22 protein-coding genes are annotated in these 25,434 nt (G+C 65.9%); 12 read left to right on the top strand and 10 right to left on the bottom strand.

Going from position 1 to position 25,434, the window contains the following annotated elements; all coding sequences use genetic code 11:
• Positions 1 to 201: 201 nt before the first annotated feature.
• From glmM to ACZ50Q_RS07335, 4 genes are all read right to left on the bottom strand, one after another.
• Positions 202 to 1,545, bottom strand: a complete 1,344-nt coding sequence (gene glmM / locus ACZ50Q_RS07350) for a phosphoglucosamine mutase (RefSeq protein WP_076515836.1) — start codon at positions 1,543 to 1,545, stop codon at positions 202 to 204.
• Complete coding sequence (gene folP / locus ACZ50Q_RS07345; protein WP_464081015.1) at positions 1,542 to 2,387, bottom strand: dihydropteroate synthase; 846 nt, start codon at positions 2,385 to 2,387, stop codon at positions 1,542 to 1,544. Before folP ends, glmM begins: the two co-directional genes overlap by 4 nt.
• Before the next feature lie 18 nt (positions 2,388 to 2,405).
• Complete coding sequence (ftsH, locus tag ACZ50Q_RS07340; protein ID WP_076515839.1) at positions 2,406 to 4,292, bottom strand: ATP-dependent zinc metalloprotease FtsH; 1,887 nt, start codon at positions 4,290 to 4,292, stop codon at positions 2,406 to 2,408.
• A gap of 223 nt (positions 4,293 to 4,515) precedes the next feature.
• Complete coding sequence (locus tag ACZ50Q_RS07335; protein WP_076515841.1) at positions 4,516 to 5,148, bottom strand: RlmE family RNA methyltransferase; 633 nt, start codon at positions 5,146 to 5,148, stop codon at positions 4,516 to 4,518.
• Positions 5,149 to 5,166: 18 nt separating this feature from the next.
• Here ACZ50Q_RS07335 and ACZ50Q_RS07330 point away from each other — a divergent pair, with 18 nt between their 5' ends.
• Positions 5,167 to 5,769: a YhbY family RNA-binding protein gene (locus ACZ50Q_RS07330; RefSeq protein ID WP_076515843.1), complete on the top strand. Its 603-nt coding sequence runs from the start codon at positions 5,167 to 5,169 to the stop codon at positions 5,767 to 5,769.
• A 129-nt stretch (positions 5,770 to 5,898) separates the two neighbouring features.
• Here ACZ50Q_RS07330 and greA read toward each other — a convergent pair whose 3' ends face one another.
• Together greA and ACZ50Q_RS07320 are read right to left on the bottom strand one after the other, a co-directional pair.
• Entirely contained in the window at positions 5,899 to 6,375 is a 477-nt protein-coding gene (greA, locus tag ACZ50Q_RS07325) for a transcription elongation factor GreA (RefSeq protein WP_076515845.1), read from the bottom strand.
• 299 nt (positions 6,376 to 6,674) lie between these two features.
• Entirely contained in the window at positions 6,675 to 7,985 is a 1,311-nt protein-coding gene (locus tag ACZ50Q_RS07320) for a solute carrier family 23 protein (RefSeq protein WP_464081014.1), read from the bottom strand.
• Between the two features lie 151 nt (positions 7,986 to 8,136).
• On the opposite strand from ACZ50Q_RS07320, the gene ACZ50Q_RS07315 reads away from it, so the two are divergent.
• From ACZ50Q_RS07315 to ACZ50Q_RS07290, 6 genes are all read left to right on the top strand, one after another.
• Positions 8,137 to 8,556, top strand: a complete 420-nt coding sequence (locus ACZ50Q_RS07315; protein WP_076515849.1) for a FlxA-like family protein — start codon at positions 8,137 to 8,139, stop codon at positions 8,554 to 8,556.
• Positions 8,557 to 8,671: 115 nt separating this feature from the next.
• Positions 8,672 to 9,997, top strand: coding sequence for an ABC transporter substrate-binding protein (locus tag ACZ50Q_RS07310; RefSeq protein ID WP_464081013.1), 1,326 nt, complete (start codon positions 8,672 to 8,674; stop codon positions 9,995 to 9,997).
• A gap of 85 nt (positions 9,998 to 10,082) precedes the next feature.
• Positions 10,083 to 11,795 carry an ABC transporter permease gene (locus tag ACZ50Q_RS07305; protein WP_464081012.1) on the top strand — a complete coding sequence of 571 codons (1,713 nt, stop codon included), beginning with the start codon at positions 10,083 to 10,085 and terminating at the stop codon, positions 11,793 to 11,795.
• Positions 11,792 to 12,877: an ABC transporter ATP-binding protein gene (locus ACZ50Q_RS07300; protein WP_076515855.1), complete on the top strand. Its 1,086-nt coding sequence runs from the start codon at positions 11,792 to 11,794 to the stop codon at positions 12,875 to 12,877. Before ACZ50Q_RS07305 ends, ACZ50Q_RS07300 begins: the two co-directional genes overlap by 4 nt.
• Before the next feature lie 15 nt (positions 12,878 to 12,892).
• Positions 12,893 to 13,801: a LysR family transcriptional regulator gene (locus ACZ50Q_RS07295; RefSeq protein ID WP_464081011.1), complete on the top strand. Its 909-nt coding sequence runs from the start codon at positions 12,893 to 12,895 to the stop codon at positions 13,799 to 13,801.
• Positions 13,802 to 13,828: 27 nt separating this feature from the next.
• Complete coding sequence (locus ACZ50Q_RS07290) at positions 13,829 to 14,473, top strand: histidine phosphatase family protein (RefSeq protein WP_076515859.1); 645 nt, start codon at positions 13,829 to 13,831, stop codon at positions 14,471 to 14,473.
• Between the two features lie 38 nt (positions 14,474 to 14,511).
• Here ACZ50Q_RS07290 and ACZ50Q_RS07285 read toward each other — a convergent pair whose 3' ends face one another.
• From ACZ50Q_RS07285 to carA, 3 genes are all read right to left on the bottom strand, one after another.
• On the bottom strand, positions 14,512 to 15,276 hold the full coding sequence (locus ACZ50Q_RS07285; RefSeq protein WP_464081010.1) for an SDR family oxidoreductase: 765 nt from the start codon (positions 15,274 to 15,276) through the stop codon (positions 14,512 to 14,514).
• A gap of 73 nt (positions 15,277 to 15,349) precedes the next feature.
• The gene (gene carB / locus ACZ50Q_RS07280; RefSeq protein ID WP_076515863.1) at positions 15,350 to 18,589 is read right to left on the bottom strand and encodes a carbamoyl-phosphate synthase large subunit; all 3,240 of its coding nucleotides are present in this window, start codon (positions 18,587 to 18,589) and stop codon (positions 15,350 to 15,352) included.
• Between the two features lie 10 nt (positions 18,590 to 18,599).
• Entirely contained in the window at positions 18,600 to 19,754 is a 1,155-nt protein-coding gene (gene carA, locus ACZ50Q_RS07275) for a glutamine-hydrolyzing carbamoyl-phosphate synthase small subunit (RefSeq protein WP_076515865.1), read from the bottom strand.
• A gap of 234 nt (positions 19,755 to 19,988) precedes the next feature.
• On the opposite strand from carA, the gene tal reads away from it, so the two are divergent.
• Complete coding sequence (gene tal / locus ACZ50Q_RS07270; protein ID WP_464081009.1) at positions 19,989 to 20,942, top strand: transaldolase; 954 nt, start codon at positions 19,989 to 19,991, stop codon at positions 20,940 to 20,942.
• Between the two features lie 45 nt (positions 20,943 to 20,987).
• On the opposite strand, the gene ACZ50Q_RS07265 is transcribed toward tal, so the two are convergent.
• Positions 20,988 to 21,515 carry a carboxymuconolactone decarboxylase family protein gene (locus ACZ50Q_RS07265; protein ID WP_076515869.1) on the bottom strand — a complete coding sequence of 176 codons (528 nt, stop codon included), beginning with the start codon at positions 21,513 to 21,515 and terminating at the stop codon, positions 20,988 to 20,990.
• Between the two features lie 186 nt (positions 21,516 to 21,701).
• On the opposite strand from ACZ50Q_RS07265, the gene ACZ50Q_RS07260 reads away from it, so the two are divergent.
• The 4 genes from ACZ50Q_RS07260 to ACZ50Q_RS07245 are packed head-to-tail and all read left to right on the top strand — an operon-like array spanning position 21,702 to position 25,426.
• Positions 21,702 to 23,804 carry an ATP-binding protein gene (locus ACZ50Q_RS07260; protein ID WP_464081008.1) on the top strand — a complete coding sequence of 701 codons (2,103 nt, stop codon included), beginning with the start codon at positions 21,702 to 21,704 and terminating at the stop codon, positions 23,802 to 23,804.
• A gap of 25 nt (positions 23,805 to 23,829) precedes the next feature.
• Positions 23,830 to 24,186, top strand: a complete 357-nt coding sequence (locus ACZ50Q_RS07255) for a response regulator (RefSeq protein ID WP_231952261.1) — start codon at positions 23,830 to 23,832, stop codon at positions 24,184 to 24,186.
• 10 nt (positions 24,187 to 24,196) lie between these two features.
• Positions 24,197 to 24,838 (top strand): hypothetical protein, encoded by a 642-nt coding sequence (locus ACZ50Q_RS07250; RefSeq protein WP_076515876.1) that lies wholly within the window; start codon positions 24,197 to 24,199, stop codon positions 24,836 to 24,838.
• A 12-nt stretch (positions 24,839 to 24,850) separates the two neighbouring features.
• Positions 24,851 to 25,426, top strand: a complete 576-nt coding sequence (locus ACZ50Q_RS07245) for a biliverdin-producing heme oxygenase (protein WP_092578832.1) — start codon at positions 24,851 to 24,853, stop codon at positions 25,424 to 25,426.
• Positions 25,427 to 25,434: the final 8 nt, after the last annotated feature.

The following is a 25,434-nucleotide window of genomic DNA, read 5'->3' as shown; positions in this document are numbered from 1 at the left end:
GAGTCCAGCCAGTGTGGACGCCCTGTATGTCAAAGACTTGACCGATATGTTACGTGACTATGAAGCTTAGGGCGGACCGGAAATTTTCTAATTCCGCCGACGCAAGCCCGTCTCAACAAACAAATTCTGGACACCGCCAAAAACGAAGGCCACGCATCGTTAACGACGCGTGGCCCACATATTAAAACGAAAACTCAGGGTTTACCCCAGGCTTGCCGCAAGCTTCTCCGCGGAAACGTTCGCCAGGGCCTCATCCTCGGCTTCCACCATGAGGCGCAGCTTGGGTTCGGTGCCCGACGCGCGGATCAGGATCCGGCCCCGGCCATCCAGTTCGGCTTCGACGGACTGGCGCGCGGCCGTCAGGCCGGCGTGGGTCTTCCAGTCCAGGCCCGGGGTCAGCGGCACGTTGATCATCTTCTGCGGATACATGCGCAGGTCGCTGACCCAGTCGGCCAGCTTGACCGAATTGCGGCGCAGCGCCGTCAGCACCTGCAGGGCGGCCACGATGCCGTCGCCGGTGGAGTGGCAGTCCAGGCACAGCAGGTGGCCGGAGCTTTCGCCGCCGTACAGCCAGCCGCGGGATTGCATCTGTTCCAGCACGTAGCGGTCGCCCACGTTGGCGCGGTCAAAACCCACGCCCAGGCGCTTCATTTCGCGCTCGAAGCCGAAGTTGGTCATCAGGGTGCCAACCACGCCTTCGACCTTGCCGCGCTGCATGCGCTCGCGCACGATGGCGTACATGAGCTCGTCGCCGTTGTAGATGCGGCCCTCGCCGTCCACCATCTGCAGGCGGTCGGCGTCGCCGTCCAGCGCGATGCCCAACTGGGCTCCGCGGGCCTTCACTTCCTTGGCCAGCAGTTCCGGGTGCAGCGCGCCCACGCCCTTGTTGATGTTGAAGCCGTCGGGATGCACGCCGATCGCGTGGACCTCGGCGCCCAGTTCGCGGAAGACGTGCGGGGCGATGTTGTAGGCGGCGCCGTGGGCGGCGTCGACCACGATGGTCATGCCGTTCAGGTCCAGGTCGTTGGGGAACGTGCTCTTGCAGAACTCGATGTAACGGCCCTGGGCGTCGCCCATGCGGCGCGCGCGCCCCAGTCCTTCCGAGCTGACGCAGCCCAGGGGTTCGTCCAGCGCGGCCTCGATGTCGGCCTCGATGTCGTCGGGCAGCTTCATGCCCTGCGCCGAGAAGAACTTGATGCCGTTGTCCTGGTAGGGATTATGCGATGCGCTGATCACGATGCCGGCCACCAGGCGCAGGGCGCGCGTCAGGTACGCCACGGCAGGCGTGGGGATCGGGCCGGCCAGCAGCACGTCGATGCCGGCGGCGGACAGGCCCGCTTCCAGGGCGGATTCCAGCATGTAGCCGGAAATGCGGGTGTCCTTGCCGATGACGACCTGGGGACGGCTCGCGCCACGCACGGCGTGCTCACGCGCCAACACGCGGCCAGCCGCGTAGCCCAACCGCAGCGCGAACTCGGCGTTGATCACCGGGCCGCCGACTTCGCCGCGCACGCCATCGGTACCGAAATATTTACGTCGAATCATGAACTGATTGCTCCTTGTTCAGCCGCCTGCCATACCTTAAGCGCATCCACCGTGGCCGCAACATCGTGCACGCGCACGATGGAGGCGCCACGCGCGACGCAGGCAAGCGCGGCGGCAATGCTGCCGGGCAGCCGGTCGCCGACGGGCCGGCCGGTGGCCTGGCCGATCATGTTCTTGCGCGACAGGCCGATCAGCAATGGATAACCGGTGCTGCGCAGGCTGGACAGCCGGCGCAACAGTTGAAAGTTCTGGTCTGCCGTCTTGCCGAACCCGAAGCCCGGGTCCAGCACGATGCGGCGAGGATCGATCCAGGCCGCGCGCAGCTTTTGCGCGCGTGCCCCCAGGAACAGGCCGATTTCACCGATCAGGTCGGTGTACTCGGGCGGCGAGGCCTGCATGGTGCGGGGCTCGCCCTTCATGTGCATGACGCACAGGCCGCAGCGCGATTGCGACACGGCCTCGATGGCGCCGGGCTGCCTGAAGCCGTAGATGTCATTGATCATGTCCGCGCCGGCATCCAGCGTGGCCCGCATGACTTCGGGCTTGAAGGTGTCGATGGACAGCGGCACGCCGCACTCGCGCAACGCCTCCACGACCGGCAGCAGGCGGTCCAATTCATCGGCGACGGAAACGGGGTCGGCCCCCGGCCGGGTGGATTCGCCCCCCAGATCCAGGATCTGGGCGCCTTCGCTGATCAACTGGCGCGCATGCGCCACGGCGGAATCGGTATCGTCGTGCTGGCCGCCATCGGAAAACGAATCCGGCGTGACATTGACGATGCCCATGACAAGCGGGCGCTCGAGTTCGAACTCGAAGCGCCCGCAAAGGAAGTTATTTGCCATAAACCAGAACGACGAACCTCAGACTGCGGCTGCCGTGTTACCACCTGCAGCCAGGCCGGTCGGCGGCGTGTCGGACGTGTCCGACGGGCCTTGCGGCGTCTTCGGAGGACGCGGCGGGCGGCCTTCCATGATGTCGTTGATCTGGTCGGCGTCGATGGTTTCCCATTCGAGCAGCGCGGAAGTCATGACTTCGACCTTGTCGCGATTGTCTTCCAGGATCTTGCGCGCAACACCGTACTGCTCATCGATGATGCGGCGGATCTCGGTGTCCACCTTCTGCATGGTGGCTTCGGACATGTGCGTGGTCTTGGTGACGCTGCGGCCCAGGAAGACTTCGCCTTCGTTCTCGGCGTAGACCATGGGGCCCAGTTCGTCGGTCATGCCGTAGCGCGTGACGATGTCGCGGGCGATGGCGGTGGCGCGTTCGAAGTCGTTCGAGGCGCCCGTCGTCATCTGGTCCATGAAGATTTCTTCCGCGATGCGACCGCCGAACAGCACGGCGATCGTGGACAGCAGACGGCCCTTGTCCATGCTGTAGCGGTCGGTTTCCGGCAACTGCATCGTCACGCCCAGCGCGCGGCCGCGCGGGATGATGGTGACCTTGTGGACCGGATCGGTCTTGGGCAGCATGCGCGCGACGATCGCATGGCCGGACTCGTGGTACGCGGTGTTCTTGCGTTCTTCTTCGGGCATCACGATGGAGCGGCGTTCCGCGCCCATGATGATCTTGTCCTTCGCCTTTTCGAAGTCGGACATATCCACCGTGCGGCCGTTGCGGCGAGCGGCGAACAGCGCGGCTTCGTTGACCAGGTTGGCGAGGTCAGCGCCGGAGAAGCCCGGGCAACCGCGCGCCAGGATGGTCGCGTCGACGTTGGGCGACAGCGGCACCTTGCGCATGTGGACCTTCAGGATCTGCTCGCGGCCGCGGATATCGGGCAGCGGCACGACCACTTGGCGGTCGAAGCGGCCCGGACGCAGCAGCGCCGGATCCAGCACGTCGGGACGGTTGGTCGCGGCGATCACGATAACGCCCTGGCCGGACTCGAAGCCGTCCATTTCAACCAGCATCTGGTTCAGGGTCTGTTCGCGTTCGTCGTTGCCGCCGCCCAGACCGGCGCCACGCTGGCGGCCGACCGCATCGATTTCGTCGATGAAGATGATGCAGGGGGCGTGCTTCTTGGCGTTTTCGAACATGTCGCGGACACGGGCCGCGCCCACGCCGACGAACATTTCAACGAAGTCGGAGCCGGAGATGCTGAAGAACGGCACTTTGGCTTCGCCGGCGATGGCCTTGGCCAGCAGCGTCTTGCCGGTACCGGGCGAGCCCACCATCAGCACGCCGCGCGGAATGCGACCGCCCAGCTTCTGGAACTTGCTGGGGTCGCGCAGGAAGTCGACCAGTTCCTGGACGTCTTCCTTGGCTTCGTCGCAGCCCGCGACGTCGGCGAAGGTGATCTGGTTGGTGTTCTCGTCGAGCATCCGGGCGCGCGACTTGCCGAAGCTGAATGCGCCGCCCCTGCCCCCGCCCTGCATCTGGCGCATGAAGAACACCCAGACGCCGATCAGGAGCAGCATGGGGAACCACGACACGAAGATGCTCATCAGGAGCGACTGCTCTTCACGCGGCTTGCCCGAGACCTGCACGCCGTACTTCAGCAGATCGGAGACCATCCAGAGATCGCCGGGGGAAGTCAGCGTGTAGGCGCGACCCGCGTCAGGCGTGACGTACAGCACGTCGCCCTGGACGTCGACCTTGCGGATACGTCCCGCCTTGGCGTCGTCCATGAACTGGGTGTAGGTCACGCCGTCCTGTGTCTGGGCGCGTCCGTCGAACTGTTTGAAGACGGTGAACAGCACCAGGGCTATCACCATCCAGACAGCGACTTTGGAAAATGAATTGTTCAAGGTCGATCTCCTGCTTTCGATTCCGACCGGCGACTGTGCACCCGCGTATGGCACAGTCACAAGTATGTCAATAGCCCATTCTACCCTGACGGACGAGGTTGCGTCCTGGCAGCCGTGGGGCCCATTTAATTACATTTGATTCTTGAGTTTTCTGGTCGTTGTCTCGGCGGGACGGAGTTTTCTTGGCCGGGGCGCGCGCCCCGGATGTGGAATGCGGATGTCGTTACTTCAGATCGCGCGCCACCAGAAAGGTTTCTGAGGATTTATCCCGAGACGCCTTCGGTTTACGTTCGACCACCCGCTTGAAGCGCTTCTTGAAGGATTCCACGATCTGCGAAAAGCCGGTGCCATGGAAAGCCTTGACGATCAGCGCCCCGTTGGGCTTCAAATGGGCGCAGGAAAATTCCATTGCCAGTTCGCAAACATGCTGGATGCGCGCGGAATCGGCAATACCCACGCCTGACAAGTTGGGGGCCATGTCGGAAATAACAAGGTCCACCGCGCGGGATCCGACCATGTCTTCCAATTGTTTCAGAACTTCTTCTTCGCGGAAGTCGCCCTGGATGAATTCCACCCCCGCCACGGGCTCCATGGGCAGGATGTCCAGCGCGATGATGCGGCCGTCCACGACGCCGCCTGGCCCCGCGAGCCGTTCGCGCGCCACCTGCGACCAACTGCCCGGGGCGGACCCCAGGTCGACGACCAGATCCCCCCGGCGCATCAGCTTTTCGGTGTCGAGAATCTCGATCAGTTTGAAGGCGGCGCGGGCGCGGTAGCCCTTCTGTTGCGCCAGCTTCACATAGGGATCGTTGATGTGCTGGTGAATCCAGTCTTTAGAGAATTTATTCTTGGCCATTACCGTACAATTCCACGCATGCCTATATTAGAACTTACCTCTCGTGAGCGCAGCGACCTGCGGTCCGCCGCTCACCCTCTGCGCCCTGTCGTCCTGATCGGCGACAACGGCCTGACCGACGCCGTGCTCAAGGAAATCGACCTGGCGCTGACTTCGCATGGCCTGATCAAGGTGCGCGCCGGCGGCGACGACCGTGAAGCCCGCGACGCCATGCTGGCGACGATCTGCGACACGCTGTCCTGCGCCCCCGTGCATCACTTGGGCAAGACCCTGATTCTGTTCCGTCCCCTGCCTGGCAACATCAAGCCCGCCGCGCTGGCCGCCCAGGAACCCCAGCCGGCGCCCAAGCGCCGCGCTTCGGAGCCGTACACGCCCAAGAAGCTGGCCGCAGAGGGCCGCACCCTTGCCAAGCGTCCGCGCCGCTCCGAAACCGAAGAGCCCCAGCCCGCCAAGAAGCGTTACGTCCCCCAGGACGAACTCAACAAGAAGGGCAAGCCCATGCGCCCCTCCAACAAGCGCCCCGCTGCCGCAGGCTCCGGCATTCCGCGCCGTACTGGCAGCGCGCTCAGCCTGCGGGCCGGCGCTCGCAGCGGCACCAGCCGCAGGACGCCCAAAAGGTAGATCCAGGCACAAAAACGGGCGCTACGCGCGCCCGGTCCACCATAGCGATCCGCAATGTACCGCGGAATTCAGACGAACGTTGCGTCCGGGCCTAGGTGGTTTGACTTTTTACTGCTAGTGACGTTTGCGTCAGATGTAACGCACGCCCAGGACTTCATATTCGCGCACGCCAGCCGGGGCCATGACCTCGACGACGTCGCCTTCGCTCTTTCCGATCAGTGCGCGAGCCACGGGGCTGGACACGGAAATCAGGTTCGACTTGATATCGGCCTCGACGTCGCCGACGATCTGGTAGGTGACGCGGTCGCCCGAATCCAGGTCTTCGATGTCGACGGTCGCGCCAAACACAGCGCGGCCTTCGGCCTCTAGCGCCGACGGATCGATGATGTGAGCATTGGAAAGCGTGCCTTCAAGCTCGGCAATCCGGCCCTCGATAAAACCCTGGCGCTCGCGAGCTGCGTCGTATTCGGCATTTTCCGACAGATCACCCTGCGCGCGAGCTTCGGCGATTGCGTTAATCACGGCAGGACGTTCCACGGTTTTCAGCCGCTGGAGCTCTTCTTGCAAGCGCTCGGCCCCGCGCACGGTCAAAGGAATGGCAGACATGTCGTTTCCCAAACAAAAGTAGAAAAACGCCCCGAAGGAGCGTTCTCGGTGAAGGTCGCAGGACCGGCGCGCGTGCCGTCTGATACGTGAACAACGGGCAAGCGGCGCGGGCGACCAAAACAAAACCCCGGCTCGGGTCGGAACCGGGGCAATCAAGACCCTATTGTGGTCAAACTCAACGGGAATTGCAAGCCACCGGAGAAAACGGCCTTTTCGGCGGATTTCACCGCTGTAACCCGCGTAAACCCGTTATTTGGTCACGCGAAGGCGAAGCGGCGAAAACCCGGGCTTGCGCGCCGCTACGTCTTGCGGCGCAGGAGCGCGTACAGGATGATGGCGCCAAAGGTGGCGGTGCCGATGCCGCCCAGCGTGAAGTCGCCCAGCTTGACGGTGAAGTCTCCCGCGCCCAGCACCAGGGTGACGGCGGCCACGATGAGGTTGCGGTTGTCGGTGAAATCGACCTGGTTGACCACCCAGATGCGGGCGCCGGCGATGGCGATCAGGCCGAACACGACAACCGACATGCCGCCCAGCACGGGCCCGGGAATCGTCTGGATGAGCGCGCCAAACTTGGGCGAGAAGCCCAGGACGATGGCGATCAGGGCCGCAATCACGAAGACCAGCGTGGAGTAGATGCGCGTGACGGCCATCACGCCGATGTTCTCGGCATACGTGGTGACGCCCGTGCCGCCCACCGCGCCCGAGACCATCGTGGCGACGCCGTCGCCGACGAACGCCCGGCCCAGGTAGCGGTCCAGGTCCTGTCCCGTCATGGCGCTGACGGCTTTGACGTGGCCCAGGTTTTCGGCCACCAGGATGATGGCGACCGGCACGATCAGGCCCATGGCCTCGGCCTTGAAAACCGGCGCGGAAAATTTCGGCAGGCCGAACCACGCGGCCGCGGAAACTGCCGAGAAGTCGATGGGCTTGCCCAGACCCAGCCCATTGGCCAGGACCGCGTACACGACGCAGGCGAGGATCAGGCCGACGAGGATCAGCAGGCGTTGCACCATGCCGCGCGTATAGACGGCAATGCCGCCGACGCACACGATCGTCACGATCGCCATGACACTGTCAAAGCCCGAGGCGCCCATGGCGCCCTTGGCGGCGATGGGCGCGAGGTTCAGGCCGATGACGGCGACGACCGCGCCCGTCACGACGGGGGGCATGAGGGTGTCGATCCAGTTGGCGCCGCCGCCCGCGCGGGCGTTGACGATCCAGACGATCACCCCGATCAGCGTGTAGGCCAGGCCGCAAGCGATGATGGCGCCCAGGGCCACCCCGATATTGGCATTCGCCCCCACGCCGGCATAGCCGGTCACCGCGATGACGCCGCCAATGAACGCGAAGCTGGAACCCAGGTAGCTGGGCACGCGACCGCCGACGAAGAAAAAGAAGATCAGCGTGCCGATGCCCGACATGAGGATCGCGACGTTGGGGTCGAATCCCATGAGCAAGGGCGCCAGGACGGTCGAACCGAACATCGCGACGACGTGCTGGGCGCCCATGGCCACGTTCTTGGGCCAGGAAAGCCGTTCGTCGGGCGCGATGATGACGCCGGGCTCGGCATCATCTGCCAGGCGCCAGCGCGGAAAGTAGGAATTGGACATGGATTCCCCGGGGGATGGTACGGATTAGGGTTTCGGACTGCGAGCGGGCGCCAGTGTAAAGGGGGCCATCGAGACCGGGCAACGTTTAAGTTTCGGGCTCCGATTGCCGTATTAATGGAAAACCCGAAATCCCGACGCAACAGGAGCAGTCATGGCGATCAACAGCATCAGCGGCACCTCCCGGATCGGCAGCCTTGCCGACCTGTGGGCCGAGAAGATCCAGGCCAACAAGGAAGCCAAGAACGCGTCCGGCCAGGACGCCGTGTCCGTGACCGATGAGGGCAAGATCCGCGTCAACAACCCGGGCGCCGCCAAGGTCGCCAACGCGCAGGCGACCGAAGAAACCGACAACGAAGACGAATACACCCGCCAGATCAAGGAGTTGCAGAAGCAGCTCAAACGCATCATGGACCAGATCGCCAAGGTCCAGGCGAGCGGCATGTCGGCCGAGATGAAGGCGCAGCAGGTCATGGCGCTCAATGCGCAGGCGGTGCAGATCCAGGGCCAGATCACGAAGGTCCTGGCGCAGCAGGCGCGCGCGGCTCAGGGCGGCGTGTCCGCCACTGCCTGACCGGGACCCGCACGGCGGCGCCATCCCTGATGGCGCGCATCAAAATTTCTGATTGGACGCTGGTGGGACCAGCCGGTACTGTCTCCAGACAAATCTAAAACCACGGAGACAAACCATGCACGCTATGCGCACAGCCCTGGCCGGGGCGCTGCTGGCCGCCTGCACGGCGCCGGCCCTGGCCGGCACCGTCACGGTGATCACGTCGTTCCCCAAGGATCTGACCCAGGCCTACAAGACCGCGTTCGAGAAAGCCAACCCGGGCATCACCCTGGAAATCCTGAACAAGAACACGGTGTCGGGCATCGCCTACGTGCGCGAAACGCCGGCCGGGCAGCGCCCCGAGGTGTTCTGGGCCAGCGCGCCGGATGCGTTCGAAGTGCTGGGCCGCGACAAGCTGCTGGCCAGGTCGGCCGACGTGGCGAACAAGGACGTGCCGGACAAGATCGGCAGCTACCCCATCAACGACCCGGGCGGCATGTACCTGGGCCAGGCGCTGGCGGGCTACGGCATCATCTACAACACCCGCTACATCGCGGCGCACAAGATCCCCGCGCCCACCGAATGGAAGGACCTGCTGTCGCCAAAGTGGTTCGGCCACGTCGGCATCACCTCGCCGTCGCGCTCGGGCACGATGCACCTCACGGTCGAGACCATCCTGCAGGGCGAAGGCTGGGATGAGGGCTGGCGCACGCTGCTGCGCATGTCCGGCAACAGCAGCGCCGTGACCGAGCGGTCTTTCGGCGTGCCCGACGGCGTGAACAACGGCCAGTTCGGCGCCGGCCCGGTGATCGACTTCTTTGGCCTGTCGAGCAAGTATTCCAAGTTCCCGGTCGAGTTCGTCTACCCGTCCGAGACGGCCATCGTCCCGGCCAATATTGCGCTGATCGAGGGCGCGAAGAACACCGAGGAAGGCAAGAAGTTCATTGCCTTCACCCTGAGCCAGGCCGGCCAGGAGCTGCTGCTGGAGCCGAAGATCTCGCGCCTGCCGGTGCTGCCGTATTCGGCGCTGGCCGGCAAGATCCCGCCGGGCTATCCCGATCCGGCGGAAATCGCCAAGCGCAGCAAGGTGCATTTCGATGCCGACCTGTCGCAGTCGCGCTATTACGTCGTGCAGTCCCTGTATGACCAGACCGTCACGTTCCGGCTGAAGGAATTGCAGGCGGCCACCAAGGCCATCTACGACGCCGAGGCCAAGCTGGGCGACAAGGCCAAGACCGGCAAGGCGGCCGAACTGCTGGACCAGGCGCGCAAGCTGGCCTGGGCGCCGCTGATCGACAGCAAGAGGGCGGCCGACCCCGCCTTCCTGGCGATCTTCGCCGGCAACAAGAAGGACGCTGCCGTCAACCAGCAGATCACGCAGCTCGAAGGCGAGTGGAATGGCCGCGCGCGCGCCAACTACGAAGAAGCCGTAAAGCTCGCACGGCAGGCCGCCGCGCTCTGATCGGCTGCGTGGAACGCGGCGGGCGGGCCTGACCTGCCCGCCGCGTTCCGCGCCGCTTTCCTGGCAAACGATTTCGGGAATCTCGATGAATCATTCGGGCCACTCGCGCCTGCCCGCCGGCCCCGTCATGGCGGCGCTGCTGGTGTTGGGCTTTCTGCTGCTGTTTCTGCTCGTGCCCGTGGGCACGGTGTTTCACAGCGCCTTCGTCAACGCCGACGGCAGTTTCACCACGGGCCACTTCGGGGCATTCTTCAACCAGCCGCTGATGCGGGAAGCGTTCTTCAACAGCCTGTACGTGGCGGGCTGGTCCGCGCTGCTGGCGTCGCTGATCGCGGTGCCGCTGGCGTACTTCACGGTGCGCTTCGACTTTCGCGGGGCGCTGCTGATCCAGACGCTCGGGGTGCTGCCGCTCATCATGCCGCCCTTCGTCGGCGCGGTGGCAATGCAGCTCATCTTCGGCCGCTCGGGCAGCGTGAACCTGCTGCTCAACGACTGGTTCGGCTTCACGATCCCGTTCATGGAGGGCCTGAACGGCGTGATCTTCGTCGAAGCCATCCACTATTTCCCCTTCATCCTGATGAACCTGGTGGTGGCCTTGCGCAACATCGACGGGGCGATGGAGGAAGCGGCGTTCAACCTGGGCTCGCGCGGGTTCCGGCTGTTCCGCCGCGTGATCTTTCCGCTGGCCCTGCCCGGCTACGTGGCCGGTGCATCCCTGGTCTTTGTGAAGGTCTTCGACGACCTGGGCACGCCCCTGGTGCTGGGCACGACCAACATGCTGGCCCCGCAGGCGTACCTGCGCATCACGCAGGTCGGGCTGGAGGATCCGCTGGGCTATGTGATCAGCGTGATCATGGTGGGCTTCTCGATCCTGGCGCTGTGGCTGTCGGCGCGGGTGCTCAAGGGGCGCGACTATTCCACCTTGCAAAAGGGCGGCAATTCGATCCAGAAGCGCAAGCTGGGGCCGGTGGAAAGCGTGCTGGCGTATGGCTGGATCATCCTGGTGCTGCTGCTGGTGCTGTCGCCGCACATCGGCGTGCTGCTGCTGTCGCTGGCCAGCGTCTGGAGCTATGCCCCGCTGCCCGACGGGTACACGCTGGCGCACTATGCGGCGGTGTTCTCCGAATCGCAGGGCATGATCGCCAACACGCTGCTGTACTGCGGCCTGGCGGCCGGCATCGACGTGATCGTGGGCACGGCCATTGCCTACCTGATGCTGCGCACCCGGTTGCCCGCGCGCCAGTGGCTGGACTTCCTGGCGTCCGCCGCGCTGGCGATACCGGGCATCGTGCTGGCCATCGGCTTTCTGCGCACGTTCCGCGGCATCGAACTGCCGGGCACGGGCACCCTGCTGACCTCGTCGTGGATCATCATCATGCTGGCGTACTCGGTGCGCCGGCTGCCGTATGCGCTTCGCTCGTGCGTGGCGGCGCTGCAGCAGATCCATGTGTCGCTCGAGGAAGCGGCCCAATCCCTGGGCGCCCCGCGCATGAGCACCATCCGCCGCGTGGTCGTGCCGCTGATGGCCGGCGGCATGCTGGCGGGCTTTGTGACCAGCTTCGTCACCGCCGCCGTGGAGCTGTCCGCCACGATCATGCTCGTCACCAAAGACAGCCAGGCGCCCATGAGCTACGGCATCTACCTGTACATGCAGAGCGCGGCCGGCCGCGGGCCGGGCGCCGCGCTCGGCGTGCTGGCGGTTGTCGCCGTGGGGATCGGCACGTACATCTCGCACCTGCTGGTGGATCGCGCCTCGGCGCGTCAGCGGCCGGCGCGCAATGAAGGGGAATCCGCATGAAGAAAGTCAGCGTTGAATGCCGCAACATCCAGCTTTCCTACGGCAAGACCGAAGTGCTCAAGGACGTCAGCATCAGCGTCGAGCCGGGCGAGTTCTTTGCGCTGCTCGGACCATCCGGATCGGGCAAATCCACGCTCCTGCGGCTGATCGCGGGCTTTAACCGGCACAATGCGGGCCAGTTGCTGGTGGACGGCAAGGACATCAGCGGCACGCCGCCCTGGCATCGCAACATCGGCATGGTGTTCCAGAACTACGCGCTGTGGCCGCACATGACGGTGTGGGACAACGTGGCGTTCGGGCTGGTCGAGCGCAAGCTGCCGCGCGCCGAGATCCGCGCCAAGGTCGAGGCCGCGCTCGACCTAGTGGGGTTGTCGCAGTATGCCAAGCGGCGTCCCAACCAATTGTCGGGCGGGCAGCAGCAGCGCGTGGCGCTGGCGCGCACCATCGTCATCGAACCGCAGGTGCTGCTCCTGGACGAGCCGCTGTCCAACCTGGACAAGAAGCTGCGCGTGCAGATGCGCCAGGATCTGCTGAGCCTGCAACGGCGCCTGGGCATCACGACGATCTTCGTGACGCACGACCAGGAAGAAGCCATGACCACGGCCGACCGCATGGCGGTGCTGGACCACGGCGTAGTGCAGCAGATCGGCGCGCCCAGCACGCTGTTCGACTACCCGGTGAACCGCTTCGTGGCGAATTTCGTGGGCACGATGAATGTGCTGGAGGGTAACGTGCGCGAGCGCACCAGCAGCAGCCTGACGCTGGCGGTGGACGGCGTGGGCGACCTGCAGCTGCCGCTGACGGGCGACGCGCCCGCGGCCTCGCGGCTGGCGGCGAGTTTCCGGCCGCACACGGTGCAGATCGAAATGGCGGATGGGCTGGGCGACGCGCGCTACGTGTGGCTGCCGGGCATCGTGGAAAGCAGCGAATTCCTGGGCGAGTTCACGCGCTATCAGGTGCAGGTGGGCGAACAGCGCCTGACGGCGGACCAGGCGCACCTGGCCGGTCTGTCGCCGTTTCCGGCGGGGGCGCCGGTGTCGGTCGGACTGGAACCCACCCAGGTGCGGCTGCTGGCGGCCTGACCTACACTGCCGGCCATGGAAATCTATCAGATCCGCGCGTTCGTCACGGTCGCCCGGCTGGGCAACCTGACGAAGGCGGCCGAAGCGCTGTCGCTGACGCAGCCCGCGGTGACCGCGCAGATCAAGGCGCTGGAGCAGAGCCTGGGCGTGGCGCTGTTCGACCGCAGCGGCGGCCGGCTGGCGCTGGCCAAGGCGGGCGAAGTGCTCCTGCCCACGGCCGAGTCCCTGCTGGTCCTGGGCGCGCAATTCAAGTCCGAGGCCCGGCAGTTGCAAGGCAGTCTGCATGGCATCGTCGAACTGGGCGTCCCCAGCGAGAAGCCGGATTTCCTGAGGTTGGGCGAGCTGGCCTCGGCCGTCACGCAGCGCCTGCCGCTGGTGGAATTGAAGACCCAGACGCAGCCCGCCGCGGCGCTGGCCGAACAGGTCAGCACCGGGCGGCTGCCGGCCGCGCTGACCATCGCGGCCAACGCGCCGCGCGGCGTGCTGTGGCAGCCGCTGCGCAGCGTGCGCTACCGCATCGCGATGCCCGCCGAACATGCCGCCGTGCTCAAGCGCGGCGGCTGGCGGGAGGTGGCGCAGTTGCCGTGGCTGGACGGACCTTCCGGCAGCCACACGCATCTTTTGCTGCGCGACATGTTCGAACGCCACGGCCTGTCGCCGCGCGTGGTGATGCAGAACGACGACCAGGCCAACCTGGACGCGCTGGTGCGGGCGGGCGCCGGCTGCGCGCTGCTGCGCGAGGAAACCGCGCTGGCGGGCGCGGCCTCCAGCGACTTCATCGTGTGGGGCCAGGCGCGGGTCGACGCCGTGCTGGGCTTCATGCTGCCCTACGAACGCGCTAGCGAGCCCGCGCTGGTCGCGTTAAGCTCGATCATTCAAGTCATCTGGAAGCCGCGCGCGCCTATCGCGTCCGCGCAGGCATGAGGCTCAATCCCCGCAACAAGTATTGCAATGACTGAAATCTGGTTCATCCGCCACGGCGAAACCGACTGGAATCGCCAGCGGCGCCTGCAAGGCTGGCAAGACATCCCCCTGAACGAATTCGGCGTCAACCAGGCCAGCCTGCTGGCCGCGCGCCTGCGCGAAGAGGCCCGGCATACGCCCATCCATGCCATCTACAGCAGCGACCTGCAACGCGCGCATGCGACCGCCGTGCCCGTGTCCGAGCAATTGGGCCTGCGCGTGCGGGTGGAACCCGGCATCCGCGAACGCGGTTTCGGCGTGCTGGAAGGACTGGACCACGAGCGCATCGACGTCCTGGCGCCCGAGGCCGCCGCGGCCTGGAAGAGCCGTGATCCGCTGCGGCCGCTGGACGGCGGCGAGGCGCTGGGCCAGTTCCAGTCGCGCGTGATTTCCACGGTCGACGATATCGCCAGCCGCCACGAAGGCGAGCGGATCCTGTTGTTTACCCATGGCGGCGTGCTCGACATCATCTGGCGCCACGCATCGGGCGTGCCGCTGAACGCGCCGCGCGACGCGGCGCTGCTCAATGTCAGCATCAACCGGGTCGGCGTTGAAGGCCGGAAATGGGAAGTGCTGGACTGGGGCGACGTGACGCACATTGCCGCTGAAGTGGGCGACGACGTGGTGCCTTGAGGTACTGGCCACGGGGCCGGTGCCAGACACCGGCGGATCTACCCCGTCTTGCGCGGCTTGCGCGGCGCGTTGCGCGCCAGCCGGTCGTAGACGGCGTCGGGCAGCAGGCGCATCAGCTTGGCGACCACGCCCATCTGCCACGGAATTACGGTGTAGGTCGTGCCCCGGTCGATCGCCGCCCGCGCGCGCTGGGCGAAGGCGTCCGCTTCCATCAGGAAGGGCATTGAATACGGGTTGTGGGCCGTCATGGCCGTCTTGATGTAGCCGGGCGCGATCGTCACGACACGGATGCCTTGCGCGGCCAGTTCCAGCCGCAGGCTTTCGCAATAGGTCACCACGGCGGACTTGGAGGCGCTGTAGGCGCCCGCGCCGGGCAGCCCGCGAACGCCGGCCACGCTGGCGATGCCGACGAGCCGGCCCGCACCTGCCTCGCGCATCGGCGCGATGAAGGGTTCGAAGGTGGACACGGTGGCCAACAGGTTGGTGTCCACGATGGCCTTGAAGACGTCGAAGTCCTCGCCATGGTCCGTGAGCGTGCCCGCGCTGATGCCCGCGCTGGCGATGACCACATCCACCCTGCCCTGACAGAATCCGATGAAGTCCTGCGCAGCGGCATGCAGCGCCTGGCGGTCGCGCACGTCCACGGCATAGCAGCGGTGCGCGCCGGGCAGGCTTGCCGCCAGTTCGCGCAGCGCGTCCTCGCGCCGGCCCAACAGGCCCAGCGTCGCGCCCGAGGCCGCGTACTGCTGCGCCAGGGCGCGTCCCAGGCCGCTGCTGGCCCCGGTGATGAAGACTCTGTCCATGATTGCCCGAAGCGGTTGTGGCGTTGCAAAGAATTAGGGCACGCTCTCGCGTGCCCTAACGTCGACTTGCGGCTTAGCCGTGCAGGGAAGCGTGAAGCTCTTGCAGCGGGTAGACCTGCAGGCCGAGGCCCTGGCGCAGGTATTGCATGCCTTCGACCGCGGCGCGGGCGCCGGCGATGGTGGTGAAGAAGGTCACGCGGGCGGCCAGCGCCTGGGTGCGGATGGTGCGCGAGTCGGCGATGGCGTTACGGCGCTCTTCGACGGTGTTGATGACCAGCGAGATCTCGCCGTTCTTGACCATGTCGACGATGTGCGGACGGCCTTCGTTGACCTTGTTGACCACCTGCACCGGGATGCCGGCGGCTTCGATCTCAGCGGCCGTGCCGCGCGTGGCAACCAGCTTGAAGCCCAGGGTGTGCAGGCCGCGCGCCACTTCGACGGCGCGGGGCTTGTCCTGGTTCTTCACGCTGATGAACACCGTGCCAGATTCCGGCAGGCGCACGCTGGCGGCCAGCTGCGACTTGACGAAGGCTTCGCCGAAGCTCATGCCCACGCCCATCACTTCGCCGGTCGACTTCATTTCCGGGCCGAGGATGGTGTCCACGCCCGGGAACTTCACGAACGGGAACACGGCTTCCTTGACCGAGAAGTAAGGCGGCACGACTTCCTTCGTGATGCCTTGCGCGGCCAGGGTCTGGCCGGCCATGGCGCGCGCGGCGATCTTGGCCAGTTGCAGGCCGGTGGCCTTGGACACGTAGGGCACCGTGCGCGAGGCGCGCGGGTTCACTTCCAGCACGTAGACGTCGCCGCCCTGGATGGCGAACTGCACGTTCATCAGGCCGCTGACGTTCAGGGCCTTGGCCATCATGGTGGTCTGGCGCTTGATCTCGGCGATGACATCCGCCGACAGCGAGTACGGCGGCAGGCTGCACGCCGAGTCGCCCGAGTGCACGCCGGCCTGCTCGATGTGTTCCATGACGCCGCCGATGAAGACGGTTTCGCCGTCGGACAGGCAGTCCACGTCGACTTCGGTGGCGTTGTTCAGGAAGCGGTCCAGCAGCACGGGCGAGTCATTGCTGACCTTCACGGCCTCGCGCATGTAGCGTTCGAGGTCTTGCTGCTCGTGGACGATTTCCATGGCGCGGCCGCCCAGCACGTAGCTGGGACGCACGACCAGCGGATAGCCGATCTCGGCGGCGTGGGCCAGGGCCTCGCCTTCGGTGCGCGCGGTGCGGTTGGGCGGCTGGCGCAGGCCGAGCTTGTTGAGCAGCTTCTGGAAGCGCTCGCGGTCTTCGGCGACGTCGATGGATTCCGGGCTGGTGCCGATGATGGGCACGCCGTTGGCTTCCAGGGCGCGCGCCAGCTTCAGCGGGGTCTGGCCGCCGTACTGGACGATCATGCCGACCGGGTTTTCCTTGTGCACGATTTCCAGCACGTCTTCGAGCGTCAGCGGCTCGAAGTAGAGACGGTCGGACGTGTCGTAGTCGGTGGAGACGGTTTCCGGGTTGCAGTTGACCATGATGGTCTCGTACCCGTCGTCGCGCAGCGCCAGCGCGGCATGCACGCAGCAGTAGTCGAATTCGATGCCCTGGCCGATCCGGTTCGGGCCGCCGCCCAGCACCACGATCTTCTTGCGATCGGTGGGCGCGGCTTCGCACTCTTCTTCGTACGTGGAGTACATGTAGGCGGTGCGGGTGGCGAATTCGGCGGCGCAGGTGTCCACGCGCTTGTAGACCGGACGCACGTTCAACTGGTGACGCAGCTTGCGCACTTCGGATTCCGAGGAATCCAGCAGGAAAGCCAGGCGGCGGTCGGAGAAACCGCGGCGCTTCAGTTCAAACAGCGTGGCGTAGTCCAGGTCGGCCAGCGTCTTTTGCTCGAGCGCCAGTTCGATGTCGACGATTTCCTTGATCTGCGACAGGAACCACGGGTCGATGTGCGTGATGTTGTGCACTTCGTCCAGCGTGAAGCCTTGTGCGAAGGCGTCGCCCACGTACCAGATGCGTTCCGGACCGGGTTCGCCCAGCTCGACCTGCAGCTTTTCGCGGTCGGTGGTCTTCTGGTTCAGGCCGTCGACGCCGACTTCCAGGCCGCGCAGGGCCTTCTGGAACGATTCCTGGAAGGTGCGGCCGATGGCCATGACTTCACCCACGGACTTCATCTGGGTGGTCAGGCGCGCGTCGGCGGTGGGGAATTTTTCGAACGCGAAACGCGGCACCTTGGTGACGACGTAGTCGATCGAGGGTTCGAACGAGGCGGGCGTGGCGCCGCCGGTGATTTCGTTCTTGAGCTCGTCCAGCGTGTAGCCCACGGCCAGGCGCGCGGCGACCTTGGCGATGGGAAAGCCGGTGGCCTTGGACGCCAGCGCCGACGAACGCGACACGCGCGGGTTCATCTCGATGACGATCATGCGGCCGTTCTTGGGATTGACGGCGAACTGCACGTTCGAGCCGCCCGTATCCACGCCGATCTCGCGCAACACCGCGATCGATGCGTTACGCATGATCTGGTATTCCTTGTCGGTCAGCGTCTGGGCCGGCGCCACGGTGATGGAGTCGCCCGTGTGCACGCCCATCGGGTCCAGGTTTTCGATGGAGCAGACGATGATGCAGTTGTCCGCCTTGTCGCGGACCACTTCCATCTCGAATTCCTTCCAGCCCAGGAGCGACTCTTCGATCAGGAGTTCGCTGGTGGGCGAGGCTTCCAGGCCGCGGCGGCAGATGGTTTCGAATTCTTCGGCGTTGTAGGCGATGCCGCCGCCCGAACCGCCCATCGTGAAGCTGGGGCGGATCACGGCGGGGAAGCCGGACGTGCCGACTTCAGCCGCGATGCGACGCTGGACTTCCCAGGCTTCGTCCATGCTGTGGGCGACGCCCGACTTGGCCGATTCCAGGCCGATGTCGGTCATGGCCTGCTTGAACTTCTGGCGGTCTTCGGCCTTTTCGATGGCGTGCTCGTTGGCGCCGATGAGTTCCACGTTGTGCTTTTTGAGCACGCCGTGGTGGGCCAGGTCCAGCGCGCAGTTCAGCGCGGTCTGGCCGCCCATGGTGGGCAAGAGCGCATCGGGCTTTTCACGCTCGATGATCTTTTCGACGGCTTGCCAGGTGATGGGCTCGATGTAGGTGACGTCGGCCGTTTCCGGGTCCGTCATGATCGTGGCCGGGTTGCTGTTCACCAGGATGGTGCGGAAGCCCTCGGCCTTGAGCGCCTTGCACGCCTGCGCGCCGGAGTAGTCGAATTCGCAGGCCTGCCCGATGATGATGGGGCCGGCGCCGATGATGAGAATGCTTTTTAGGTCTGTACGCTTGGGCATGATGCAATCTTTACTTTTGGCCGGACATCAGGCTGATGAACTTGTCGAACAGCTCCAGGATGTCGTGCGGACCCGGGCTGGCTTCAGGGTGGCCCTGGAAGCAGAAGGCCGGGCGGTCGGTGAGCTCGAAGCCTTGCAGCGTGCCGTCGAACAGCGAGACGTGCGTCACGCGCGCATTGGCAGGCAGGCTGGCCGCGTCGACCGCGAAACCGTGGTTCTGGCTGGTGATGAACACGCGCTTGGACTGCAGGTCCTGCACGGGGTGGTTGGCGCCGTGATGGCCGGTCTTCATCTTGACGGTCTTGCCGCCCACCGCCAGGCCCATGATCTGGTGGCCCAGGCAGATGCCGAACACCGGCAGCTTCTTGTCCAGGAACGCGCGCGTGGCGTCGATGGCGTAGTCGCAGGGCTCGGGGTCGCCGGGGCCGTTGGACAGGAACACGCCATCGGGGTTGAGCTTGAAGACGTCTTCGGCGCTGGTCTGCGCCGGCACCAGCGTGATGCGGCAGCCGCGGTCGGCCAGGAGGCGCAGGATGTTGCTCTTGACGCCATAGTCGTAGGCGACCACGTGGAACTTGGACTGGTCGGGCGACGTGTAGCCTTCTCCGAGTTGCCAGGTGCCTTGGGTCCAGCCGGTGCTTTCCTTGATGGACACGACCTTGGCCAGGTCCTGGCCGGTCATGCCGGGAAAGCCGCGGGCCAGTTCAACGGCGCGCTCGGCGTCGGAACCCACGAAGATGCACGCGCCCTGGGCGCCCTTTTCACGCAGGATGCGCGTGAGCTTGCGGGTGTCGATGCCGGAAATGGCAACGATGCCCTGCTCGGACAGGTACTCGGGCAAGGATTGCGTGGAACGGAAGTTCGACACGCGGGCGGGACAGTCGCGGACCACCAGGCCGGCGGCATAGACGCGGTTCGCTTCCACGTCTTCGGCGTTGACGCCGGTGTTGCCGATGTGCGGATAGGTCAACGTGACGATCTGACCGCTGTAGCTCGGATCGGTGAGAATTTCCTGGTACCCGGTCATCGCGGTGTTGAACACCACTTCGGCAACGGTATGGCCAGGCGCACCGATCGACACGCCTCGAAAAATGGTACCGTCCGCCAGAGCCAGAATTGCAGGAGGGAAGCGGTTGATCCCCTCGGGAAAAAGTTGCGGCAGCACAGTAAACCCCGGTTTTAGAATCGATAATCAAACCTTCGGATTATACCTTGACCGGCCGTTTTTCCCGGGGAACCGCGCCAAATAAGGCCAAAACCGGGATTTTGGCGGTTTCGGCCGCGCCGTTGCGCCCCTTTGCGGCGACGGCCTCGCCCTTGCGGCCGACAGCGTCGTGGCGGCGTCGGTGATACGCTAGCAGCACCTTCAACCCTAGCCAGTTGCGAGTCGTATCAGTCCATGCCCAGCCAACTTGACGCCCTGCGTGACCACACCACCGTTGTCGCCGACACCGGCGACTTCGAAGCCATGAAGGCCTTGCGTCCGACGGACGCCACGACCAACCCGTCCCTTATTCTTAAGGCCGTCCAGCAGGACGCCTATCGTCCGCTTCTGGAAAAGTCCGCGCGCGAGCACCGCGGCGCGTCCATCCCCGAACTGATGGACCGCCTGCTGGTCGCCTTCGGCCGCGCGATCCTGGACATCGTGCCGGGCCGCGTGTCTACCGAGGTGGACGCCCGCCTGTCGTTCGACACCCGCGCCACCATCGAGCGCGCCCGCGGCCTGATTGCCCTGTACGAGGCCGCCGGCATCCCGCGCGAACGGGTGCTGATCAAGATTGCCTCCACCTGGGAAGGCATCCAGGCCGCCCGGGCGCTGCAGTCCGAAGGCATCCGCTGCAACCTGACGCTGCTGTTCTCGCTGCCCCAGGCGGTCGCCTGCGCGGATGCGCGCGTGCAGCTCATCTCGCCGTTCGTCGGCCGGATCTACGACTGGTACAAGAAATCGGCCGGCGCGGCCTGGGTGGAAGACGACAATGCCGGCGCGCGAGATCCCGGCGTGCAATCCGTCACCGCGATCTACCGCTACTACAAGCACTTCGACATTCCCACCGAAATCATGGGCGCGAGCTTTCGCAATGTCGGGCAGATCCTTGCGTTGTCGGGCTGCGACCTGCTGACGATCAGCCCGGAACTGCTGAACAAGCTGGCCGCCACCGAGGGCGACGCCCCCGCGCAGCTTCGCGCCAGCGACGCCGCGGGCGACGTTACGCGCCTGGGCGCGGATGAAGTGACGTTCCGCACGCTGCTCAACGATGACGCGATGGCCAGCGAGAAGCTGTCCGAGGGCATCCGCCTCTTCGTGGCCGACGCCATCAAGCTGGACGCGCTGATCGAGGCGCAACGGGGCTGAAGCCGGCCGGCGCGGCGACGCTCGCCGCGCCGCCGCGCCGCCTGGTCAGCGGCTATCGTGGGAGTGCACCTGCAGCGCTTCCAGAAAGCGCGATACCATGTTGTAGGCCGCCACCGTCGCCGTGAGTTCGACGACCAGTTTTTCCGACCCCATGGCTGCCCGCGCGGCCTCAAACACCGCATCGGGCACTTGCACCTGGCGCGTCATGGCGTCGGTGTAGGCCAGGACCGCCCGCTCACGTTCGCTGAACAGCCCGGAACCTTCCCAGGCGTCCAGCGCATCGAGCTTTTCCTGAGACACGCCTTCCTTCAGGGCGATCGGCGCATGCTGGTCGGCCTCGTAGGGCGCGCCATTGATGGCCGCCACGCGCATGATCACCAGCTCCCGGAGATCCCCGGGCAGGCTGCTGAGCTGCCGGATGGACGTCAGGTAGTTCAGCCAGCCGCCGGCCACGGCGGGACTGTGCAGCAGCATCTGATACAGGTGCAGCACGCTGCCGCGTTCCGCGACGATGCGATCGACCAGAGGCCGTGCTTCAGGATGAGTCAAATCAGCGTAGGACAGGCGGGCCATGCGAACTCCTGACATATTGAAGGGCAGCAAATGCACACATTCTCACAATATCTTTGACATAATGGCAGCAACCCTGCGCGTCTACGGTACCTCGCACGAATGAATGCGCCGACCACATCCTACCCTCCATTCACTCTCGCGAACTGCGACAGCGAACCGATACATATTCCGGGCGCCATCCAACCGTTGGGGGCGCTGCTCGCATTCGACTCGGATGGCACGCTGCGCTATGCCAGCGAAAACGCCGCACGCATCCTGGACACCTGCCTGACGCTGGATCAGCCCTGCCCGCACGAAACGTTGCCGCCGGGCCTGGCCCACTGCCTGTCTTCCTGGGTGGGCAACCCTGACCCCATTTTCGATCCTCTGACCATCACGCAGGACCGCGCGACCTATGACGTGATCGGCCACCGCAACAGCGACGGACTGACCATCGTCGAGCTGGAACGCCGGGGCGACGGCGTCGGCATTGCCGCGCCGGAGCGCATCTACCGCAGCATCGAGCGGGTACGCCGCCAACGCGACATCCCGGGACTGCTGGACAGCATGGTGCGCGAAGTGCAGCGCGCCACGGGCTTCGATCGCGTGATGGCGTATCGCTTCCATCCGGACGACAGCGGCGAGATCGTGGCGGAACAGCGCCGCGACGACCTGGACGACTGGGTGGGCCGGCGCTACCCCGCGGGCGATATCCCCGCGCAGGCGCGCCGCCTGTACACGGTCAACACCCTGCGCCTGATCGCCGACGCCACCTACCAGCCGGTGCGCGTCCTGAGCGCGCCCTCGCCCGATCCCCGCCCGCTGGACATGAGCTTTTCCGTCCTGCGCAGCGTGTCCCCCATCCACCTCGAATACATGGCGAACATGGGCGTGCGCGCGTCGATGAGCCTGTCGCTGGTGATCGGGGGCCGCCTGTGGGGCATGATCGCCTGTCATCACCACTCGCCGCGGGCCGTTCCCTATCCGGCCCGCCTGGCGTGCGAAGCGATGGCCCAGGTGGTGTCCGCCACCGTGTCCGGCATCGAAGCCAACGAGCGCGCGGAGCAGTCCCGCAAGAGCGCCGCGCTGGTCAGCTACCTTGCCGAACGCGTGTCGTCGACCGAAAACGTGCACCAGGCCCTCTCGCGCGGCGACCAGACCCCGGCATCGCTCGTGCCGAACGACGCCGCGCTCTGTCTGTGGGGCAACAGCGTGACCGTGTTCGGCGGCATCGCGCCGCGCGGCGAACTGGCCGGCATTCTGTGCGCGCTGGATCAAAGCGGCCAGCGTCTGGTCCACACCACCAACATCGCACGCGATTACCCCGAGCTGCAGACCGACCTGGTGCCGTACGCGGGCCTGCTGGCCTGCAAGTTCGACCCCATGAACAACGGCTGGCTGATCTGGCTGCGCAAGGAACAGATCGAAACCCTGGTCTGGGGCGGCCGGCCCGAGAAGCAATACGCCGTGGGCAGCCTGGGCCCGCGCCTGACGCCGCGCGGCTCGTTCGAGGCGTGGCGCGAAGTGGTGCGCGGGGTCAGCACGTCCTGGCTGCCTTCCGAGCTGGAGGCCGCGGACGGCCTGCGCGACGAGCTTTCCCACATCTCGACCAGCCGCGCCGCCGACGTGGACCGCGCGCGCACCGCCCTCTTGGCCATGCTGGGCCATGACCTGCGGGACCCCCTGCAGTCCATTTCCATGGCCGCCACCCTGCTGTCCAGGACGGACACGGGCGCGCGCATGGGCGAGCGCATCCGCTATTCCAGCGGCCGCATGCAGCGCCTGATTTCGCAGGTGCTGGACCTGTCGCGCCTGCAAGGCGGGCTGGGCCTGGGAATCGAAAAGCGGCCGTGCGATCTGTCGGCCCTGGTGAACGGCCTGATCGACGAAAAGCGCCAGGCCTACCCGGGACTGCGCATCGAACCCGACCTGCCCGCCGGCCTCACCCTCATGGCCGACACCGACCGCATCGCGCAGGTCGTGACCAACCTCATGAGCAACGCGCGCCAGCATGGCGCGCCGCGCCAGCCCATCCTGGTCAAGGCCGAGGTTTCCGACGACCTCATCACGCTGAGCGTCACGAACTACGGCGAGCCGATCCCCGATGAGGTGCTCGCGCACCTGTTTTCGCCGTTCAAGCCGGAATCGGTGGGCCAGTCGCGCAACCGCTCCGGCCTGGGGCTTGGCCTGTACATCGCCGAGCAGGTCGTACGCGACCACGGGGGCGACATCGCGGTCGAATGCCGCGACGGGCTTATCATTTTCACGGTAACGCTGCCGCGCGGCATGCCCGACACCAAACACGCTTGAACCTGGGAGACACAACTTGAACGAAGTGCGCGCCATGCGCGTCCTGCTGGTGGACGACAACGAAATGGGATCGGAACTGCTGGCCGAGTTCCTGGCGCTTTCCAATCTGGAGACGCGGTGCGCCGCCACCGGAGGCGAAGCCCTGGAACTGGTCGACACGTTCGCGCCCGATGCCGTGCTGCTGGACATCCTGCTGCCCGACATGGACGGCTACGAGCTGGCCAAGCGGCTGCGCGAGCGTCCCAACCCGCCCCGCATCTACGCCCTGAGCGGCCTGGCGCGGCACGAGCGGCAGGACGCCATCAACAACATCTTCACCGGATGGATCGAAAAGCCCGCGGATCCCGACGCGCTGCTGGCCATTCTGCACGAGGCCAACTGACGGTTTTTTCATGACGCAATCCGACACCCTTGGCCTGCTGGCCGTGAAGGGCGTGCAGCTCAAGGTGTTCTGCCAGATCTTTCCCGTGCTGCGCCACGAAGTCCTGGGCCCGCTGTCCAGCGCCTCCCTCGCTGCCGCCATGCTGCGGCAGGCGCCCGAAGGCGCCAGCAATGAAGCCGTCCAGCAACGCTGCGAACGGCTTGCCGGCGATCTTGCCGAGATGCTCGAAGAAAGCGTGGGCGTGGTGCGCGAGCTGGAGGGATGGCTGAGCGACGCCGGCGCCACGACCCCCTGCGGCGATCTGCTGCAGGAATGCCGCAAGCTGATGTTCTCGCATCTGCTGCTGTCACGTCACGGCATCCGCTGGCCCGAGCAGGTGGTCCATGCCGATGTGCCGGTCTTCAGCACGCGGTACCTGGTGCTGGCGTGGCTGCTGTGCCTGTTGCCGATGGTGCCTGCCGACGCGCATCTCGAACTGGATGCGTCGGAGCCCGGCGTATGGCGCGCGCGGCTGCCCGAAGGCGGCGGCGCCGAGCAGCCGATGGCCTTCAACCCCCAGGAGGTCGAGCTTCTTGCCACCGCGGCGGGCTGGCGGCTGGAACGCCAGGACCGCTGCTGGTCCCTGCACTTGCCGGCCGCCTCTTCCGCCTAGCGAGCCGACCGCATGATCTCTCCCGTTCACCAGGTGCTGCGCGAGGGCACCCGCGATCGCCACGAGACGCTGGACCAGGGCCTGGCGCTGGCCGAAAGCCATGTCGACCGCGACGACTACCTGACCTACCTGCGCGCCCTTCTGGGCTGGCTGGAACCGCTGGAACAGCGGCTCTGGCAACTGGACTGGCCCGAAGCCCTGCGCGCATCGGAGCGCGCCGGCAAGAGTGCCTGGCTGTACGAAGATCTGAAGATGGCCGGCGATGTCACGCCCGTCCTGCATTGCGCGCATCCGCCCGCGGTAGCGGCGCCGGATGCCTATGCGCTGGGCGTGGCCTACGTGGTGGAAGGATCGCAACTGGGCGGGCGGTTCCTGGCCAAGCGGCTGCAAGAAGTGGCGCCCGACCTGCCCCAGCGCTATCTGCACGGTTATGGCGAGCAGCTCGGACCGTTGTGGAAGGCTTTTTTGCTGCACCTGGACAGCGAGGCGGGCGCGCTGGGCCACGAGCCGCAGGCGCTGCAAGGCGCCCGCGACGCCTTCGACAGCCTGACCGGCTGGCTGCGCAGCCAGCGCGCGCTGCGGGCCTGAGGCCGGCA

The sequence above is a fragment of the Achromobacter sp. T5-5 genome (assembly GCF_055397965.1).
This window is presented reverse-complemented; position numbering and strand designations above follow the sequence as displayed.